Here is a 17,192-nt window from a genome sequence, read left to right on the forward strand (position 1 = left end):
TGAGTATGGCCCTCTCCCTCATCGCTTCCAAGGGGGCACCGCTCAAGGGGCCGCCGCGGTTATTTCACGGCCAGACCGCCACCCAGCTCGATCCGCACCTCGACCACGCCGGGCTCGTCCAGGTTCTCCTTGCGGATGAAGCCGAGCGCGCGGCACATGCCCAACATGCTGGTGTTCTCGCGCAGCACCTCGCCGTAGACCTCCTTGATCCCGCGGGAGCGGGCGTAGTCCAGGATCTTGTTCATCAGCTGGTAGCCCAGCCCCTGGCCCTTCATGTCCGAGCGCACCATCACGGCGTATTCGGCGCGCAGGTTGTCGGGGTCGGCGGTGATGCGCACCACGCCGTACATGATGATCTCGCCGGTTTCCGGGTCCGGCCCGACGGCGACCAGACCCATCTCGCGGTCGTAGTCGATCTGGGTCAGGCGGGCGGCGGCCTGGTGCGACAGACGCTTCAGCGGCGCGAAGAAGCGCAGCCGCAGGTCCTCTTGCGTCTGGTTGGCCACCATGTGGTGCACCAACGGCTCGTCCTCCGGCAGGATGGGGCGGACGAGGAACTGGCGGCCGTCCTTGATAGTGATGCGGTCCTCCAGCCCCTTGGGGTAGGGGCGGATGGCCAGACGCTTGGCGCCGGGCAGGGCCGGAACGCCGACCTTGATGCGGGCGTCGAGCGCCAGCACGCCTTCGGCGTCGGCGAGCAGCGGGTTGACGTCCAGCTCGGCGATTTCCGGGAAATCGACGATGAGCTGGGAAATCTTGTTCAGCGTCAGCGCCACCGCCTCCAGATCGACCGCGGCGCGCGAGCGGTAGCCCTGCAGCTGCCGCCAGATGCGGGTGCGGCCCATCAGCTCGGTCGCCAGCTTCATGTTCAGCGGCGGCAGCGCCAGCGCATAGTCCTCCACCACCTCCACCCCGATGCCGCCCTCGCCGAACAGCAGGACGGGGCCGAACAGCTCGTTCTCGGTCATGCCGACGATCAGCTCGTAGGCGTCGGCGCGCACCGCCATCTCCTGGACAGTGAATCCCTCGATGCGGGCGTCGGGCACCGCCTCGCGCACGCGGGCCAGCATGGCCTCAGCCTCGGCCCTGACCTCCGCCGGCTCGGTCAGGTGCAGGGCGACTCCGCCGACATCCGACTTGTGGGTGATGTCCGGCGACAGGATCTTCAGCGCCAGCGGCCCGCCGATCATCTCGGCGCAGTGGGCGGCCTCCTCCGGCGTGTCGGCGCGGCGGGTGTCCACCACCGGGACGCCATAGGCGGCGAGCACGCGCTTGGCCTCGTATTCGCTCAGCCAGTCGCGCTTCTCGGCGATGGCGCGGGAGATGATCTTGCGCACCGTGATGCCGTCGGGCTGGAAATCCTCCGGCACCGACGGCGGCGTCTCCATCAGCAGCTCCTGGTTCCGGCGGTATTCCACCAGATGCAGGAAGGCGCGCACCGCGTGGCTCGGCGTGTCGTAGGTCGGGACGCGGTTGGCGGCGAACAGCTTGCGCGCCTCCGCCGCCGTGTTGTCGCCCAGCCAGCTCGTCAGCACCGGGTGCTTGCGCGTCTTGTTGGCGATCATGGTGTCGACCACCGCCTGCGCGGCGGCCAGACCGTCGGTCACCGCGGTCGGGCAGTTCAGCACCAGAACGGCGTCGTTGTTGGGGTCGGCCATCAGCGCGTTCAGCGCGTCGGCGTAGCGCTTGGGCGGGGCGTCGCCGCCGATGCGCAGCGGGTTGCGGGCGCTGCCGGCGCCCAGCGCCTTCTCCAGCGCGTCCATCGTCTCCGGCGCGAACTGGGCGAGGCGTCCGCCGGACAGGATCAGGCTGTCGGTCGCCATCACCCCCATGCCGCCGCCGTTGGTCAGGATGGCCAGCCGGTCGCCGGTGATCGGCGCGCCGGTGCCCAGCGTGCCCACCGCGTCGAACAGCTCGTCCAGCCCGGTGACGCGCAGGATGCCGGCGCGGCGGAAGGCGGCGTCGTAGACGGCGTCGGACACCGCCAGCGCCCCGGTGTGGGAGGTCGAGGCCTCCAGCGCCTCGTCGGTGCGGCCGGACTTGATGACGATCACCGGCTTCTGGCGGGCGGCGGAGCGCGCCGCCGACATGAATTTCCGCGCGTCGCTGATACTCTCGATGTAGAGCAGGATGGCGCGCACGGTGGCGTCGCCGGCCAGATAGTCGAGCAGGTCGCCGAAATCGACGTCCGCCTTGTCGCCCATCGAGATCAGGTGCGAGAAGCCGATCCCCCGCGCCGTCGCCCAGTCGGCGATGGAGGTCACCACCATGGAGGACTGCGCGACCAGGGCCACGTCGCCCTTCTTCGGCGTGACGTGGCCGAAGCTGGCGTTGACCCCGCGGCCCGGCACCATGATGCCCAGGCTGTTGGGACCCAGGACGCGCATCAGGTGGGGCTTCGCCGCCTCGCGCAGGGTCTGGATCTGCTCCTTGGAGAAGCCGCTGGAGATGACGATGGCCGCCTTGGTGCCGCGCTTGCCCAGGGCCTCGATGGTGGCGGGGACCGTGGCGGCGGGGGTGCAGATCACCGCCAGGTCCGGCGTGACCGGCAGGTCGTCCACCGTCTTGTAGGTCAGAACCCCCTCGACCGCGCGCTCGCCGGTCACCGGCATGATCGGGCCGTCGAACCCGGCGTTGAACAGGTTGCGGGCCACCACGGCGCCGATGGTGTTCGGCTTTCGGGTCGCCCCGATCAACGCGATGGAGGCGGGCTTGAACAGGCGATCGAGGTTGCGAACGGTCATGGCCGGGTTCCGGAGGTTCGTCTCACACAGCAAGGCTCGAACAGCCGCCATTCCGCTAAAGATCGGACCGGGGCTGTCGAGTTGCAATCAGCGGTAAGGAGGCAATCGCAGGACGGGAACGCGACCGATCGCCGCTCATGTTGCGGTGCAACATACACATTGGTCATACCTTTGTACAGGCGCCCTTTGTCGCGCCCCCCGCGGAACGGATATCCCCGCTGCGCTTCGGGGCTTGAGCGTGCGGGCGCGATGCTCCACCCTGTTGCCCCTCAACGGAAAAGAACAGGGAGCGGAAGCCATGAAGGTCGGGATCGTCGGGGCCGGCGCGGTGGGCGCCACCGCCGGATTCGCCATGGTGATGAGCGGGGCGGCCAGCGAGGTCGTGCTGGTCGACATGAACGAGAAGCTGGCCGCGGCCCAGGCGCAGGACATCGCCCACGCCGTGCCCTTTGCCCGGGCCGCCCAGGTGCGCCAGGGCGGCTACGCGGCGCTGGCCGGGGCCGGGGTCGTCGTGCTGGCGGCCGGCGTGGCGCAGCGGCCCGGCGAGACGCGCCTGCAGCTTCTGGAGCGCAACGCGGCGGTGTTCGGGGCGATCATCCCGCAGGTGCTGGCGGCAGCGCCCGACGCCATCCTGCTGGTGGCGACCAACCCGCTGGACGTGATGACGCAGATCGCCACCCGCATCTCCGGCCTGCCGCCGTCACGGGTGATCGGCTCCGGCACGATCCTCGACACCGCGCGGTTCCGCGCGCTGCTGGCCGACCGGCTGGGAGTGACGCCGAAGTCGGTGCACGCCCATGTGGTGGGCGAGCATGGCGATTCGGAAGTCCTGCTGTGGTCCGGCGCCACCGTGGCCTGTCTGCCGGTGGACCGCGGCGCCGAGCGGCTGAAGCGTCCCCTGACCGCGGAAGACCGCGCCGCCATCGACGAGGGCGTGCGCCGCGCCGCCTACCGCATCATCGACGGCAAGGGCCACACCGCCTTCGGCATCGCCGGCGGCCTGTCGCGCATCGTGGCGGCCATCGCCGGGGACGAGCGGGCGGTGCTGACCTGCTCCATCCTCAACGACGAGGTGCTGGGCGTGCCGGACGTGGCGCTGTCGCTGCCGCGGGTGATCGGCGCCGGCGGCGTCCTGGAAACGGTGATGCCCGACCTGTCGGAGGCGGAGGCCGCGGCGCTGAAGCGCAGCGCGGACATCCTGAAGGAGGCGGTGACCTCGGTGGAAAAGTCGCTGCCCTGACGGGAAGACGAGGAGCGGGACCGGTCCGCGTTGCAGGACCGGCCCCGCGCTGCGGAGCCGGCCCTTGCAACCCGTCCAGTCGAGAGGCGCGTCAGACCACCGGGCCGGGCTGGCCCTTGGTGGCGGCGGCGGCGCGCTCCATGCCTTCCTGGATCTTCCTGGCGGCTTCCTGCTCGTCGCCCCAGCGCAGGATCTTCACCCACTTGCCCTTTTCCAGATCCTTGTAGTGCTGGAAGAAGTGGGCGATCTGCTCGGTGGTGATCTCCGGCAGGTCCTTGTAGGACTTCACGTTGCTGTAGAACGGGTGCAGCTTGTCGACCGGAACGGCCAGCAACTTCTCGTCCTCGCCGCCCTCGTCCTCCATGAACAGCACGCCGATCGGGCGCGAGCGCAGGACGGCGCCCGGGATGACCGAATGACGGCCGACCACGCAGACGTCCACCGGATCGCCGTCACCCGACAGGGTGTGCGGGATGAAGCCGTAGTTGCAGGGGTAGTACATGGCGGTGTGCAGGAAGCGGTCGACGAACATCGCGCCCGACTCCTTGTCGATCTCGTACTTCACCGGCTCGCCGCGCAACGGGATCTCGATGACCACGTTCACGTCCCACGGGGCGTTCTTGCCGACCGGAACCTTGCTGAGATCCATGGAAAACCATCCTTCGACTGCAAAAGCGGGTTGCGCTTGGTTGTGGACGCGGGCCAAAGCTCCCGGCGCCGCGCGCGCGGAGTTTTAGGCAGATGCGGCCATAAGTCAAAGCGCTCTTGCGCAGGTGCGGCAAAGGGACGAGCCTTCGCCATGCTCCTCATCCGTCTTGCGCTGCTCTGTCTCGCCTTTTTTTCCCTTGCGGCGCGGGCCGAACCGCCGCCAGGGCCTTCCCACGCCATCGCCATGCATGGGGAGCCCGCCTATCCGCCGGATTTCGCGCATTTCGCCTACGTCAACCCCGACGCGCCGAAGGGCGGCGCGCTGCGCCAGGCGGTGACCGGCGGCTTCGACACGCTGAACCCCCATGTGGTCAAGGGGGTGCCCGCCCTGGGGCTTGGTTTCGTCTTCGAAACGATGATGACCCGCTCGTGGGACGAGCCGTTCTCGCTCTACGGCCTGCTGGCCGAGGGCCTGGAGGTGCCGGAGGACCGGAGCACCGCCACCTTCCACCTGAACCCCGCCGCGCGCTGGCACGACGGGACACCGGTGACCGCCGCCGACGTGCTGTTCTCGCTGGAGGTCCAGCGCGCCCATGGCACGCCGAACCGCCGCCAATATTACGCCAAGGTGGCGGGGGCCGAGGCGCCGGACGCGCGCACCATCCGCTTCGCCTTCGCCCCCGGCCCGGACGGGCGGTTCGACCGCGAGATGCCGCTGCTGATGGGGCTGATGCCGATCCACGCCAAGGCGTGGTGGGCGGGCCGGGACTTCGCCGCGACGACGCTCGACCCGCCGCTGGGCAGCGGCCCCTACCGGGTCAAACAGGCGGAGGCCGGGCGGCGCATCGTCTACGAGCGGGTGGTCGACTATTGGGGGCGGGACCTGCCGTCGCGGCGCGGGCTGTTCAACGCCGACACGCTGGATTTCACCTATTACCGCGACGACTCGGTGGCTTTGGAGGCCTTTTTGGCCGGGCAGGGCGACGTGCGGCGCGAATCCGATCCCGCCAAATGGGCCACCGGCTATGACGGCCCGGCGCTGCGCGCGGGGCGGATCGTGCTGGAGGAGTTGCCGCACCGCCGTCCGGAGTTCGCCCGCGGCCTGATCTTCAACACGCGGCGTCCCCCGTTCCAGGACATCCGGGTGCGGCGGGCGCTCGGCCTCGCCACCGATTTCGCCTGGATCGGCAAGACCCTGTTCCATGGCGCCCTGGTCCGCACCGCCAGCTACTACCCGAACTCCGAACTGGCGGCGGAGGGCCTGCCGGGGCCGGAGGAGATGGCGGTGCTGGAGCCCTTCCGCGACCGCCTGCCGCCGGGGCTGTTCACCGAGCCCTTCACGCTGCCGCGCACCGACGGCAGCGGCCCGGCAGGGGCGCGGGACAATCGGCGCGAGGCGCTGCGCCTGCTGGCGGAGGCCGGCTGGCGGGTGAGCGGCGGGCGGCTGACCGACGGGGCGGGGCGTCCTTTTGCCTTCGAGATCCTGCTGGGCAACCCGGCGGACGAGCGGGTGGCGCTGGAATACGCGCGCTCGCTGGAGCGGCTGGGCATCGCCGCCACGGTGCGCACGGTGGACAACGCCCAGTATCAGGCGCGGCTGGACCGTTTCGATTTCGACATGACCCTGCGCTGGTGGATTTCCACCCTCTCGCCGGGCAACGAGCAGCTCTACTATTACGGCTCCGAGGCGGCGGACCAGCCGGGCAGCCGCAATTACCCCGGAATCCGCGACCCGGTGGTGGACGCCATCGCCGGCTCCATCGCCGAGGCGCGGACGCGCGCCGACCTCGTGGCCCGCGTCCGCGCGCTCGACCGGGTGCTGCTGTGGGGCCACTACATGGTGCCGCTGTTCCACAGCCCGGCCGACCGCATGGCCCGCTGGTCGCGGCTGAAGCGCCCGGAGGCGACGCCCCTCTACGGCCCGCTGGTCGAGTCCTGGTGGATCGGGGAGGGCGGATGAGTCTCGGCGTGCCCGCCATGGATCCGGTAGGCGTGCAGGATCAGGTCCGTGACGGCATCCAGATCGGTGAAGCGGTCGGTGTTGACGATCAGGTCGTACTGCAGCGGATCGCCGTTGGAAATCTTGAAGAACTCCTTGAAATACTTAGCGCGGGCGGCGTTGACCCGCTGCACCTCGTGCAGGGCGTCGGCGACCTTGGCGGGATCGCCGCCGGCCAGCCGCGCGGCGCAGACCTCGTCCGAGCCGACGATGCGGACGCGGAAGCGCGGCGCCCCGCGCAGCAGATGCGCCCCGCGCCCGACGATCACCCCGCCGCGGAAGGCGATGCCGTTGACCACGCGGGTCAGCAGCCGCTGATACTCGGTCAGCGGGTCGTGCAGCCCCATCAGGCTGGCGTAGAGGAACATCCCGGCCCGGCCCGGCAGCTTCTCGTCGAGCTGGCGCATCAGCGCGGGATCGGAGGTGGCCGTGGCCACCACCGCGTCGAGGATTTCCTTGTCGAAGCAGGGCACCCCCAGCGACCCGGCGAGCTTCGCCGCGATCGCCTCACCGCCGGTGCCGTGTTCGCGGGCGATGGTGACGACGGGGGGCGGGGACTCCAGCGGGCCGGAGCGCGGCCGGTGCGGCTGGAGCTGGTCGGTTCGGACGTAGGTCAGAAGCGCCTGGAAGTCGTCGCGGGCCATGGCGTCCCTCCGCAAGCGGTTGCGACGGTTCCAGTGTCCGGCCGGGCGGCGGCGGGGTCAACAACGCCCAAGGGGGAGGGGCACGCCGCCGCACCCCTTCCGCGCGCCGCCGAAATGGGCCCTACAGCACCCGGACCGCGATGACCGCCAGCAGGGCGACGATGATCCACAGGGCGATGCGCTCGCTGATCCGGCGTTCCACCCAGCGGTCGAGCATGTGCTTGATCGAATGGGGATGCAGGCGCAGGCCGCCGTCGGCCAGTTCGGCGGCGGCGCGTTCGGCCTGGTTCACCAGACGGGGCAGGCGGCGGATCGTCGACACCGTGGCTTCCAGATCGTCGAGGATCTGGGCCTCCGGCCCGCGGTTCTCGCGCATCCAGTCCTCGATCAGCGGGCGCGCCAGCTCCCACATGTTGATGTTCGGGTTCAGGATGCGGCCCACCCCCTCCGCCGTCAGCATGCTCTTCTGGAGCAGAAGGAGCTGCGGCTGGGTTTCCATCTCGAACTGCTCGGTCACCGCGAAGAGCTGGGCGAGCAGGCGGCCGACGGAAATCTCGCTCAGCGGCTTGTTCTGCAGCGGCTCGCCGATGGCGCGGCAGGCCTGGGTGAAGACTTCGATCGACTGGTGGCGGGGGACGTAGCCCGCCTCGAAATGCACCACGGCGACGCGGCGGTAATCGCCGGTCAGGAAGCCGATGAGCATGTCGGCGAGGTAGGTCCGCGTCGCCCGGTCCAGCCGGCCCATGATGCCGAAATCGACGGCGGTGATGTTGCCGTCCTGGGTCACGAACAGGTTGCCGGGATGCAGGTCGGCGTGGAAGAAGCCGTCGCGGAACACCTGGTTGAAGAAGCTGGCCGACGCCTTGGCCAGGATCTCGTCGCGGTCGTAGCCGGCGGCGTCGAGCTTTTCCGACTCGTCCACCTTGAAGCCGCGGATGCGCTCCAGCGTCAGGACGCGGCGCGCCGTGCGGTCCCAGTCGATGGCCGGCACGTTGAAGGTGGGGTCGTCCTTGAAGTTGTCGCCCAGCTCCGACGCCGCCGCGGCTTCCATCCGCAGCTCCATCTCCAGGCGGGAGGTGCGGGCGAAGGTGTCCACCACCTCGCGCGGGCGCAGCCGCTTCAGCTTGGGCATGACCACGACGGCCAGCTCGGCCAGCCAGTAGAACAGGTCGATGTCCCGCTCGAAGGCGTTCTCGATGCCCGGCCGCAGCACCTTCACCGCGACCTCCCGCCCGTCGGCGGTGACGGCGAAATGCACCTGCGCGATGGAGGCGGCGGCGACCGGCGTCTCGTCGAAGCTGCGGAACAGCTTGCCGATGGGCGCGCCCAGCTCCTCCTCGACAATGGCGCGGGCCTGCGATCCCGGGAAGGGCGGCAGCTTGTCCTGAAGCTCGGCCAGGTCCAGCGCCATCCGCTCGCCGACGAGGTCGGAGCGGGTGGACAGCAGCTGCCCCAGCTTGATGTAGGTCGGCCCCAGGTCGGCCAGCGCGCGGGCCAGCCGCTGGCCGACGCGGCCCGGCTCCTTGGCGTTGCCGACCCAGCGCCAGAACAGCGCGAAGCCGGGGGCGGTCTGCGGCAGCGTTTCCGGCAGCGCGTTGTAACGCGCCAGCGTGCGGCCGATCACGAAGAGGCGGCCGATGTTTCGGGCGGTCCGGAACAGCATCCGGTCAGATCCGCCAGCCGGAATGGATGGCGGCGATGCCGCCCGTCAGGTTGCGCACGCGCACCGCGCCGAACCCCGCCGCCTCGATGCGCTTGACCAGCGCCTGCTGCTCGGGGAAGCGGCGGATGCTCTCCGCCAGATAGCGGTAGCTGTCCTCGTCCCCGGCCACCATGCGGCCGAGCCGCGGCAGGACCTGGAAAGAATAGACGTCGTAGATCTCGCGCAGGACCGGAAGGACCACGTGGCTGAACTCCAGGCAGAAGAACTTACCGCTGGGCTTCAACACGCGGCGCGCCTCGGAAAGCGCGGCGTCGATGCGCGTGACGTTGCGCAGGCCGAACGCAATCGTATAGGCGTCCACCGAACGGGAGGCGATGGGCAGCCTTTCGGCGTCGCCGACGGTCCAGTTCACGCCGGTCAGCAGGTTCCGGTCGTAGGAGCGGTCGCGCCCGACGCGGACCATCGACTCGGTGATGTCGCACACCACGGCCCGCCCGCCGCCGCGCTCCAGGAAGCGGAAGGCGATGTCGCCGGTGCCGCCCGCCACGTCGAGCAGCGTCATGTCGGCGCGCGGGGCGACCATCTCCATCAGCGTGTCCTTCCACAGCCGGTGGATGCCGCCCGACATCAGGTCGTTCATCAGGTCGTAGCGCCCGGCCACGCTGTCGAAGACGGCGCGGACGAGGCCGGACTTGGCGTCGGGGTCGACGGGGCGGTAGCCGAACCAGTTCCCTTCGGCCCCGGCGGACACGCCGGTGGCCTGGGCCGGAGCTGCGGGCTGGGACGGGGCGGAGGGGGTGCGCGGATCGGTCATGGCGCGCAACATAGCGCGCGACCTGGGCTTGCGCCAGCCGGGGCGTTGCCGTGACGCACCCCCGGCGCGCGGTTTTTGCGGGCTTGACCCCGCGCCCCGCCTTCGCCACCGTGCCGCTGGGCGGACGATGGGCGAGTGACGGGGGGACCATGGCCACGCTGCAGGAAGCCCTGCTGATCGCCTTCGACCTCCAGCGGGAAGGGCGCTTCGCCGAGGCCGACTCGGTCTACGGGCAAATCCTCGACGCCGTTCCCGGCCATCCGCCGGCCCTGCATCTGCGCGGCCTTCTCCTCGCCCAGCGCGGGCGGCTGGAGGAGGGCTGCGCCCTGGTCGAACAGGCCATAGCCGGGGAGGGAGGCCAGCCCGACCTGCACGCCAACCACGCCGGCTTGCTGGAGGCTCTGGGCCGCTTCGGCGCGGCGGCGGAGGCGCTGGCCCGCGCCGCCGCCCTCGATGCGGAACGGGTGGCCCTTCTCAACAACTTCGCGCTGCGCCGGCTGGCCGCCGGCGATCCGGCCCCGGCGGAACAGGCCCTGCGCGCGGCCGTCGTCCTCCGGCCGGAACTGGCCGATCCGCGCATCAACCACGCCGAGGCGCTGGACGCGCTGGGCCGGCCGGAGGAGGCGCTGGCGCAGCGGCGGATCGCCGCGCTGCTGGCGCCGGACGACGCCGCCCTGCTCGGGGCGCTGGCCCTGCGGCCCGACGCCGCGGAGTCCGATCTGCGCCGCGCCCTGCGGCTCGACCCGGAACGGGCGGTGCTGTGGAACCGGCTGGGCGCGCGGCGAAAGGACCGCGGCGCGCTGCCCGCCGCCCGCCACGCCTACGAGCGCGGTCTGGCGCTGAACCCCGCCGACGCCGCCCTGTGGAACAACCGGGCCAACGTGCGCAAGGGGCAGGGCGATGCGGAGGAGGCCCGGAGCATCCTGCGGCGGGCGGCGGCGCTTCAGCCGGACTCGGCGGCCATCCGCAACAACCTCGCCGACGCCCACGCGCTCTGCGGCGACCCGGCGGCGGCTCTGGCCGAGGCGGAGGCGGCGCTCGCCCGCGATCCCGCCCTGGCCGACGCGCGGCTGGCGCGGGCCGCGGCGCTGCTGGCGCTCGGGCGCTTCGCGGCGGGCTGGGACGCCTGGGAGGACCGCTGGACCGCCGAGCCCTGGTGCCGCACCGCCGGGCGCTTCCCGCAGCCGCTGTGGAGCGGGCAGCCGCTGGCCGGCGGGCGGCTGCTCGTCTGGGGCGAGCAGGGGGTGGGCGACGAGCTGATGTTCGCCACGCTGCTTCCTTTGTTGACGCAATCGTCAATGAATGAGACGCAATCATCAAACGGGGGTTCGGCCGGCTGTCTGCTGGAGTGCGACGCCCGGCTGGCGCCGCTGTTCGCCCGCGCGCTGCCGGGGGTGGAGGTGGTTGCGCGCGGTGTGGTGCCCGACCCGCGCCTGTCGGCTCCGGACATCGCCGCGCAGATCCCGTCGGGCAGCCTGCCGCGCCTTCTTCTGCGCGCCCTGGAGGATTTCCGCCGGCTCCGTCCGGTCCTGAGCGCCGATCCGGCGCGGGCGCCGGCGCTTCGACGGACCGGCCGGCGTCCCCTGGTCGGCATCGCCTGGCACACCACCAACCCGAAATGGGGGCGCCTGCGCAACGTGCCGCTGGCCGAACTGGCGCGCCGGCTCGACGCGGCGGGCGCCGACATGGTCGTCCTGCAGTACGGCGACTGGACGGCGGAGGTGGCCGCGCTGGCGGCCGACGGCGTCGCCATCGCGCTGCCGCCCGGGCTGGACCGCAAGGACGACCTGGAGGGGTTGGCCGCGCAGATCGCCGCCACCGACCTCGTCGTCACCATCGACAACGCGACCGCCCACCTCGCCGGCGCGCTGGGGCATCCGGTCTGGGTGCTGCTCGCGCACGCGGCGGACTGGCGCTGGCTGGTCGGCCGGGACGACTCGCCCTGGTACCCAACGGCCCGGCTGTTCCGCCAGACGGCGGCGGGGGACTGGCGGGCGCCGCTGGACGCCGTGGCCGAGCGGCTGCGCGCGCTTTTTCCGTAGGTCTGCTACCCTTCGCACCCTTCATCATCCAGCGCGGACACACGCGGACTCATGGCGACAATCGCGGAAGCCCTGGCCATCGCCTTCGAGCATCACGAGTCCGGCCGTCTGGCCGAGGCCGAGATCCTCTATGGCCGCATCCTCGACGCCGATCCCCATCAGGCGACCGCGCTGCATCTGCTGGGCGTGCTCTACGGCCAGACGGACCGGCCGAAGCTGGCGGCGGCGCTGTTCGTCGGGGCCATCGGGCTGGTTCCCGACAGCCCGGCCCTGCGCTACGACCTCGCCCGCGTCCGGCTGATCCTGGAGGACGGGGAGGGCGCGGTGGCCGCCCTGCGGATGACGCTGGCGCTCCAGCCCGACCACGCGGCGGGGCTGTTCCAACTCGCCCTGGCCTGCCGCAGCGTCGGGCGGCACGCCGAGTCGCTGCGGGTGCTGGAACGCCTCCTGGCGCTCCAGCCCGACAGCCTGGAGGCGCGCTACCTCGCCGATCGCGCGGTGGAGCGGGAGGGGCGGGCGCTTCTGGAGCGCGGGGAGATCGGGCGGGCGGTGGCGCGGCTCACCCGCCCGGTGGCCGAGGCGTTCGGCGTGCCGATCCTCTTCGCCCACGCCGCCGCCCTCCACCGCGACGGGCGTTCGGAGGAGGCCACCCGGCTGCTGCGCGGGATTCTCGCCGTCCTGCCGGCGGAGGCCCTGGCGCTGTGGAACCTGTCGCTGGGCCGGCTCGACGGGGGTGACGCGGCGGCGGCGGAACGGCTGGCCCGCCGGGCGCGCGCCCTGGCCCCGCAGGAGGCGGAGGCCCACGCCAAGCTGGGGCTGGCGCTGGCCGCCCAGGGACGGCGGGCGGCGGCGCGGGCGGCGGCCCGCGCGGCGCTGGCCTGCGATCCGGCGCACGCGCCCTCCCTGTCCAACCTCGGCGCGCTGACCATCCAGAGCAAGGACTACGGGCAGGCGCTGCGGCTGGCCGACCGGGCGCTGCGGCTGGCCCCGGAGCTGGGCGAGGCCTGGGTCGTCCGCGGCGATGCCCTGGTGCATCTCGACCGCCCGCGGGAGGCGGAGGAGGCCTTCCGCGGCGCGCTCCGCGCGGCGCCGCGGCTGGTCGTCGCCCATTGGAATCTGGCGCATCTGCTGCTGCGGCTGGGCGATTACGCGGCCGGCTGGGCGGAATACGAGTGGCGCTGGCGGAGCGAGGCCCTGGCCGGGCAGCGCCGCCCTTTCCGCCAGCCGCTGTGGGACGGCTCGGACCTGGCGGGGCGGACCATCCTGGTCCATGCCGAACAGGGTTTGGGCGACACCATCCAGTTCGTCCGCTTCCTCGACGCGGTTCTGCGGGCCGGACCGGCGCGCGTCTATCTGGAGGCGCACGGACCGCTGCTGTCCCTGCTGGAGCGCAACACCGACCCGGCGCGGGTGACGGTGATCCCGCGGGCGCGCGATTTTCCGGGGGTGGGCGGCCTGCCCGACGCCGACGTCCAGATCCCGCTGATGAGCCTGGCCGGCCTGTTCTGCCCGAGCCTGGAGGCGATCCCCGCCCGCGTGCCCTATCTGCGCCCCGATCCGCGCCGCGCCGCCGCCTGGAGCGAGCGGCTGGCGGAGGGGCCGGGGCTGCGGGTCGGGCTGGTCTGGGCGGGCAACCCGTCCTTCCACGGCGACGCCCAGCGCTCGCCCCGGCTGGCCGGGCTGCGGCCGGTGCTGGAGGTGCCGGGCGTGCGTTTCTTCGCGCTGCAGAAGGGGCCTGGGCGGGAGGATCTGGAGGGGATGGACCTGCCGTCCTCCTTCACCGACCTGGGGCCGGACATCGCCGACGTCGCCGACACCGCGGCGATCATGGCCAACCTCGACCTCGTGATCTCCTCCTGCACCGGTCCGGCCCATCTGGCCGGGGCGCTGGGAGTGCCGGTCTGGGTGGTGCTTCCGGACCCGCCGGACTGGCGCTGGCTGATGGGGCGGGACGACAGCCCCTGGTACCCCACCGCCCGCCTGTTCCGCCAGACCCGGAGCGGCGACTGGTCCGGCCCGGCGGAGGCGGTGGCGCGGGCCTTGCGGAGGCTGGTGGACGGTTCGCCGGGCTGAGGGCGCCGTCCCCATCCGCCGCGACGGGGCCGCTCCCCGATGAGCGTCAACAGGTGCCCCTTGCGTCAACCGGCGCTTCCCACCATCCTCCTTGCCATCATGCCCGAACTTCCCGAAGTCGAAACCGTCTGCCGCGGCCTCGCCCCGCATCTGGAGGGGCGGACCCTGGTCCAGGTGCTCCAGCGCCGCGCCAACCTGCGCGTTCCCTTTCCGGCCGGCTTCTGCGAGCGGCTGACCGGGCGCCGCGTCGAGTCGGTGCGCCGCCGCGCCAAATACATCCTGATCCAACTCGACGACGGGACGGTGCTGATCGCCCATCTCGGCATGTCGGGCCGCATGATCATCACGCCGGAGCGCCCCGACGCCTGGGGCACCCACGACCATGTCGTGCTGGAGACCGACGCCGGGACGGTGGTGACCTTCAACGACGCCCGCCGCTTCGGCCTGATGGACCTCGCCATGGCGGAGACCCTCGCCGAGCACCCGCTGCTGCGCGCGCTGGGGCCGGAGCCGCTGGGCAACGAATTCTCCGGACCGGTGCTGGCCGCGCGGCTGGCCGGGCGGATGACCAGCATCAAGGCCGCCCTGCTGGATCAGAGCGTGGTCGCCGGGCTCGGCAACATCTACGTGTCGGAGGCGCTATTCCTCGCCCGCCTCAGCCCCACGCGCATCGCCGCCACGGTGACCGGCGCCAAGGCCGAGCGGCTGGCCACGGCCATCCGCGCGGTGCTGGAGCGGGCCATCGCCGCGGGGGGATCGTCCTTGCGCGACTACCGGCAGGCGTCGGGGGAACTCGGCTATTTCCAGCACCAGTTCTCGGTCTACGACCGCGAGGGCGCGCCCTGCCCGGGCTGCAGCTGCGACGTCGCGAAGACCGGGGGGATCCGCCGGATCGTCCAGGCCGGCCGTTCGACTTTCTATTGTCCGCAACGCCAGCGTTGATATAGGTGGAAGGTATGACGGCTCCATCGGCCACCGCGAGGGCGACGCTCGCCGCCCTCCTCCTCGCCGGCCCCGCCCTTGCGGGTCTGGCCGGGGTTCCCTTGTCCGCAACCTCGTCCGCCCGGGCGGCCGACTCCGCCCGTTACGTCGAAGGCATGGGGGACGTGCCGGTCATGCCGGGCCTCGCCCCCGCCGAGGAGGCGCCGCTGGTCTTCGACAAGCCCGCCGGACGCATCGCGCAGTCCGTCATGGCGGGCGCCATGGACCGCAACGCGGTCCTGTCCTTCTACAACCAGACCATGCCGCAGCTCGGCTGGAGCCGCGCCCCGCAACGGGCGGGCGGCAGCGCCAGCTTCCTGCGGGAGGGCGAGGAGCTGCGCCTGGAATTCGTCGAGCCGGCCCCCGCCACCGACGTGAGGGCCACCGTCCAGAAGGCGGCGGCCACGGTGGTCCGCTTCTCGCTGATTCCGCGCTGATCCTCCAAAGAGACCAACAGCAAACCAGAAGCCCTCCGCCCCGAGCGAGGGGGCAAACCACGGGAGCCTGCTGCATCATGCCGTACGAAACCATTCTCGTCGAAACCCGCGGACCGGTCGGGCTCGTCACGCTGAACCGGCCCAAGGCGCTGAACGCGCTGTCCGACCTTCTGGTGACCGAGCTGGGCCAGGCGCTGGACGCGCTGGAGGCCGACGACTCCGTCGGCGCCATCGTGGTCACGGGTTCGGAGAAGGCCTTCGCCGCCGGCGCCGACATCAAGGAGATGCAGAACTTCTCCTACATGGACGTCTACAAGGCCAACTTCATCACCGCCAAGTGGGAGCGGCTGGCCAAGTGCCGCAAGCCGACCATCGCCGCGGTCGCCGGCTACGCGCTGGGCGGCGGCTGCGAGCTGGCGATGATGGCCGACTTCATCCTGGCCGCCGACACCGCCAAGTTCGGCCAGCCGGAGATCACCATCGGCACCATCCCCGGCGCCGGCGGCACGCAGCGCCTGACCCGCTTCGTCGGCAAGTCCAAGGCCATGGAGATGTGCCTGACCGGCCGCCTGATGGACGCCGCCGAGGCCGAGCGCGCCGGCCTCGTCAGCCGCGTCGTGCCGGCGGCGGAGCTGGTGGACGAGGCGGTGAAGGTCGCCGAGAAGATCGCCAAGCTCTCGCGCCCGGTCGTCATGATGGCCAAGGACGCCGTCAACGCCGCCTACGAGACGACCATGTCGGAAGGCATCCGGGTGGAGCGCCGAATCTTCCACTCCACTTTCGCCACCGAAGACCAGAAGGAAGGCATGGCCGCCTTCGCCGAAAAGCGTCAGCCCGATTGGAAGCATCGCTGACATCCCCCGACACCTCCCCCGTATCTAGCGGGGGAGGGTCAGGAATCCGTCAAGATCTCGTAATCTTTCCTTTGCCGAAAAACAGTGTTGGACGGCGCCTTGACTCCCATTCGGCTGGAGCGTATAAGGCCCCCTCGCACTGGGACAGGCGTGTCGTCCGGAGTAGGGTTTTCATGGCCAATCATAAGTCTGCTGAAAAGCGCATTCGTCAAACCGCGCGTCGTACGGAGATCAACCGTAACCGCGTCAGCCGTATCCGCACCTTCGTGAAGAAGGTCGAGACGGCGATCTCGTCCGGCAACAAGGCTGAAGCCGCTGAGGCTTTCAAGGCCGCGCAGCCGGAAATGATGCGTGGGGCCTCCAAGGGCGTTCTCCACAAGAACACCGTGTCGCGCAAGCTGTCGCGCCTGTCGGCCCGCATCAAGGCTCTCTGAGTTTACTCGGCGTTATAAAGCCGCGCACCAGGTATGGGCGCGGCTTTTTGCGTTTTTGATAAGTACAGTCTCCGTTCTTTCCGAATCCTCCGGCAGTAGTCCGGTGGGGCAGGGGATCGCGGCTGTAGGACGGCGAGTCGCCTCCGGTGGTCCTGGTCTTTGGCGAAGACAGGGGCGGGTTTCGGAAACGCTGCGTGATTTTTGCCGCAGTCCGGACCGTTCGCTTTCTGTCCTATTGCCACGGCGAGGGCGGCTGATTAGACTTTCCTTCCGTTGGGAATGACGCAGCGGTGTCGTCTTTGACGTCACGCGCCATTCGCTGAGGGACGGAGACGTTCAAAGCCGCGGGCAAGGTTGCGGGACGCTCAAGAAGCTCGACTCGACCCGTTGCTCCTGGAGCGATGCTTTTCTTAAAACTCGACGTGGCAAAGGCGGAGTCCAACTTCGCCGAAGGGATAGTGCTGCCGTCCAGTTGGGAGGCATCCACCGTTGGAGTCTTCAGGAGAGGAACGTTTTGACGGCGCGGGGCCTAAGTTAAGGGGTCTGGGTTCGGTCGGGCGGGATGGTGCCCTCTGCGGCGCGGGGCCGTCCGGGGGGAAAGGAGCGGGGTAGGGGAAGC

The 17,192-nt window shown here is 70.9% G+C and carries 13 protein-coding genes; 8 read left to right on the plus strand and 5 right to left on the minus strand.

Annotated features, from left to right (window positions below):
* Nucleotides 1-59: 59 nt before the first annotated feature.
* A complete protein-coding gene (locus ABVN73_RS13130; protein WP_353858366.1) occupies nt 60-2,744 on the minus strand; it encodes a bifunctional acetate--CoA ligase family protein/GNAT family N-acetyltransferase in 2,685 nt (894 codons plus the stop codon).
* 298 nt (nt 2,745-3,042) lie between these two features.
* On the opposite strand from ABVN73_RS13130, the gene ABVN73_RS13135 reads away from it, so the two are divergent.
* Nucleotides 3,043-3,984: an L-lactate dehydrogenase gene (locus ABVN73_RS13135; protein WP_353858367.1), complete on the plus strand. Its 942-nt coding sequence runs from the start codon at nt 3,043-3,045 to the stop codon at nt 3,982-3,984.
* Between the two features lie 91 nt (nt 3,985-4,075).
* Here the strand turns inward: ABVN73_RS13135 and ppa are convergent, their stop codons facing one another.
* Complete coding sequence (ppa, locus tag ABVN73_RS13140; RefSeq protein ID WP_183177504.1) at nt 4,076-4,633, minus strand: inorganic diphosphatase; 558 nt, start codon at nt 4,631-4,633, stop codon at nt 4,076-4,078.
* A 150-nt stretch (nt 4,634-4,783) separates the two neighbouring features.
* On the opposite strand from ppa, the gene ABVN73_RS13145 reads away from it, so the two are divergent.
* Nucleotides 4,784-6,592, plus strand: coding sequence for an extracellular solute-binding protein (locus ABVN73_RS13145; protein ID WP_353858368.1), 1,809 nt, complete (start codon nt 4,784-4,786; stop codon nt 6,590-6,592).
* Here ABVN73_RS13145 and ABVN73_RS13150 read toward each other — a convergent pair.
* The 3 genes from ABVN73_RS13150 to ABVN73_RS13160 all read right to left on the minus strand — a co-directional run bounded on the left by ABVN73_RS13150 (nt 6,547) and on the right by ABVN73_RS13160 (nt 9,752).
* Nucleotides 6,547-7,275, minus strand: a complete 729-nt coding sequence (locus ABVN73_RS13150; protein ID WP_353858369.1) for a cytidylate kinase-like family protein — start codon at nt 7,273-7,275, stop codon at nt 6,547-6,549. The two genes, ABVN73_RS13145 and ABVN73_RS13150, sit on opposite strands and share 46 nt — an antisense overlap.
* A gap of 121 nt (nt 7,276-7,396) precedes the next feature.
* A complete protein-coding gene (gene ubiB / locus ABVN73_RS13155; RefSeq protein WP_353858370.1) occupies nt 7,397-8,938 on the minus strand; it encodes a 2-polyprenylphenol 6-hydroxylase in 1,542 nt (513 codons plus the stop codon).
* A 4-nt stretch (nt 8,939-8,942) separates the two neighbouring features.
* On the minus strand, nt 8,943-9,752 hold the full coding sequence (locus ABVN73_RS13160; RefSeq protein WP_353858371.1) for a class I SAM-dependent methyltransferase: 810 nt from the start codon (nt 9,750-9,752) through the stop codon (nt 8,943-8,945).
* A 149-nt stretch (nt 9,753-9,901) separates the two neighbouring features.
* Here ABVN73_RS13160 and ABVN73_RS13165 point away from each other — a divergent pair, with 149 nt between their 5' ends.
* The 6 genes from ABVN73_RS13165 (at nt 9,902) to rpsT (ending at nt 16,573) form a co-directional block, all read left to right on the plus strand.
* Nucleotides 9,902-11,794 (plus strand): tetratricopeptide repeat protein, encoded by a 1,893-nt coding sequence (locus ABVN73_RS13165; protein WP_353858372.1) that lies wholly within the window; start codon nt 9,902-9,904, stop codon nt 11,792-11,794.
* Between the two features lie 51 nt (nt 11,795-11,845).
* The gene (locus tag ABVN73_RS13170; RefSeq protein ID WP_353858373.1) at nt 11,846-13,867 is read left to right on the plus strand and encodes a tetratricopeptide repeat protein; all 2,022 of its coding nucleotides are present in this window, start codon (nt 11,846-11,848) and stop codon (nt 13,865-13,867) included.
* Between the two features lie 99 nt (nt 13,868-13,966).
* Complete coding sequence (gene mutM / locus ABVN73_RS13175; RefSeq protein WP_353858374.1) at nt 13,967-14,809, plus strand: bifunctional DNA-formamidopyrimidine glycosylase/DNA-(apurinic or apyrimidinic site) lyase; 843 nt, start codon at nt 13,967-13,969, stop codon at nt 14,807-14,809.
* A 14-nt stretch (nt 14,810-14,823) separates the two neighbouring features.
* The gene (locus ABVN73_RS13180; protein WP_353858375.1) at nt 14,824-15,285 is read left to right on the plus strand and encodes a hypothetical protein; all 462 of its coding nucleotides are present in this window, start codon (nt 14,824-14,826) and stop codon (nt 15,283-15,285) included.
* Between the two features lie 77 nt (nt 15,286-15,362).
* The gene (locus ABVN73_RS13185) at nt 15,363-16,139 is read left to right on the plus strand and encodes an enoyl-CoA hydratase (RefSeq protein ID WP_114860347.1); all 777 of its coding nucleotides are present in this window, start codon (nt 15,363-15,365) and stop codon (nt 16,137-16,139) included.
* Nucleotides 16,140-16,312: 173 nt separating this feature from the next.
* Nucleotides 16,313-16,573, plus strand: coding sequence for a 30S ribosomal protein S20 (gene rpsT, locus ABVN73_RS13190; RefSeq protein ID WP_014238814.1), 261 nt, complete (start codon nt 16,313-16,315; stop codon nt 16,571-16,573).
* Nucleotides 16,574-17,192 lie beyond the last annotated feature (619 nt).

Origin of the sequence: Azospirillum formosense, assembly GCF_040500525.1 — a bacterium.
In the GTDB taxonomy this organism is placed as follows: domain Bacteria; phylum Pseudomonadota; class Alphaproteobacteria; order Azospirillales; family Azospirillaceae; genus Azospirillum; species Azospirillum formosense_A.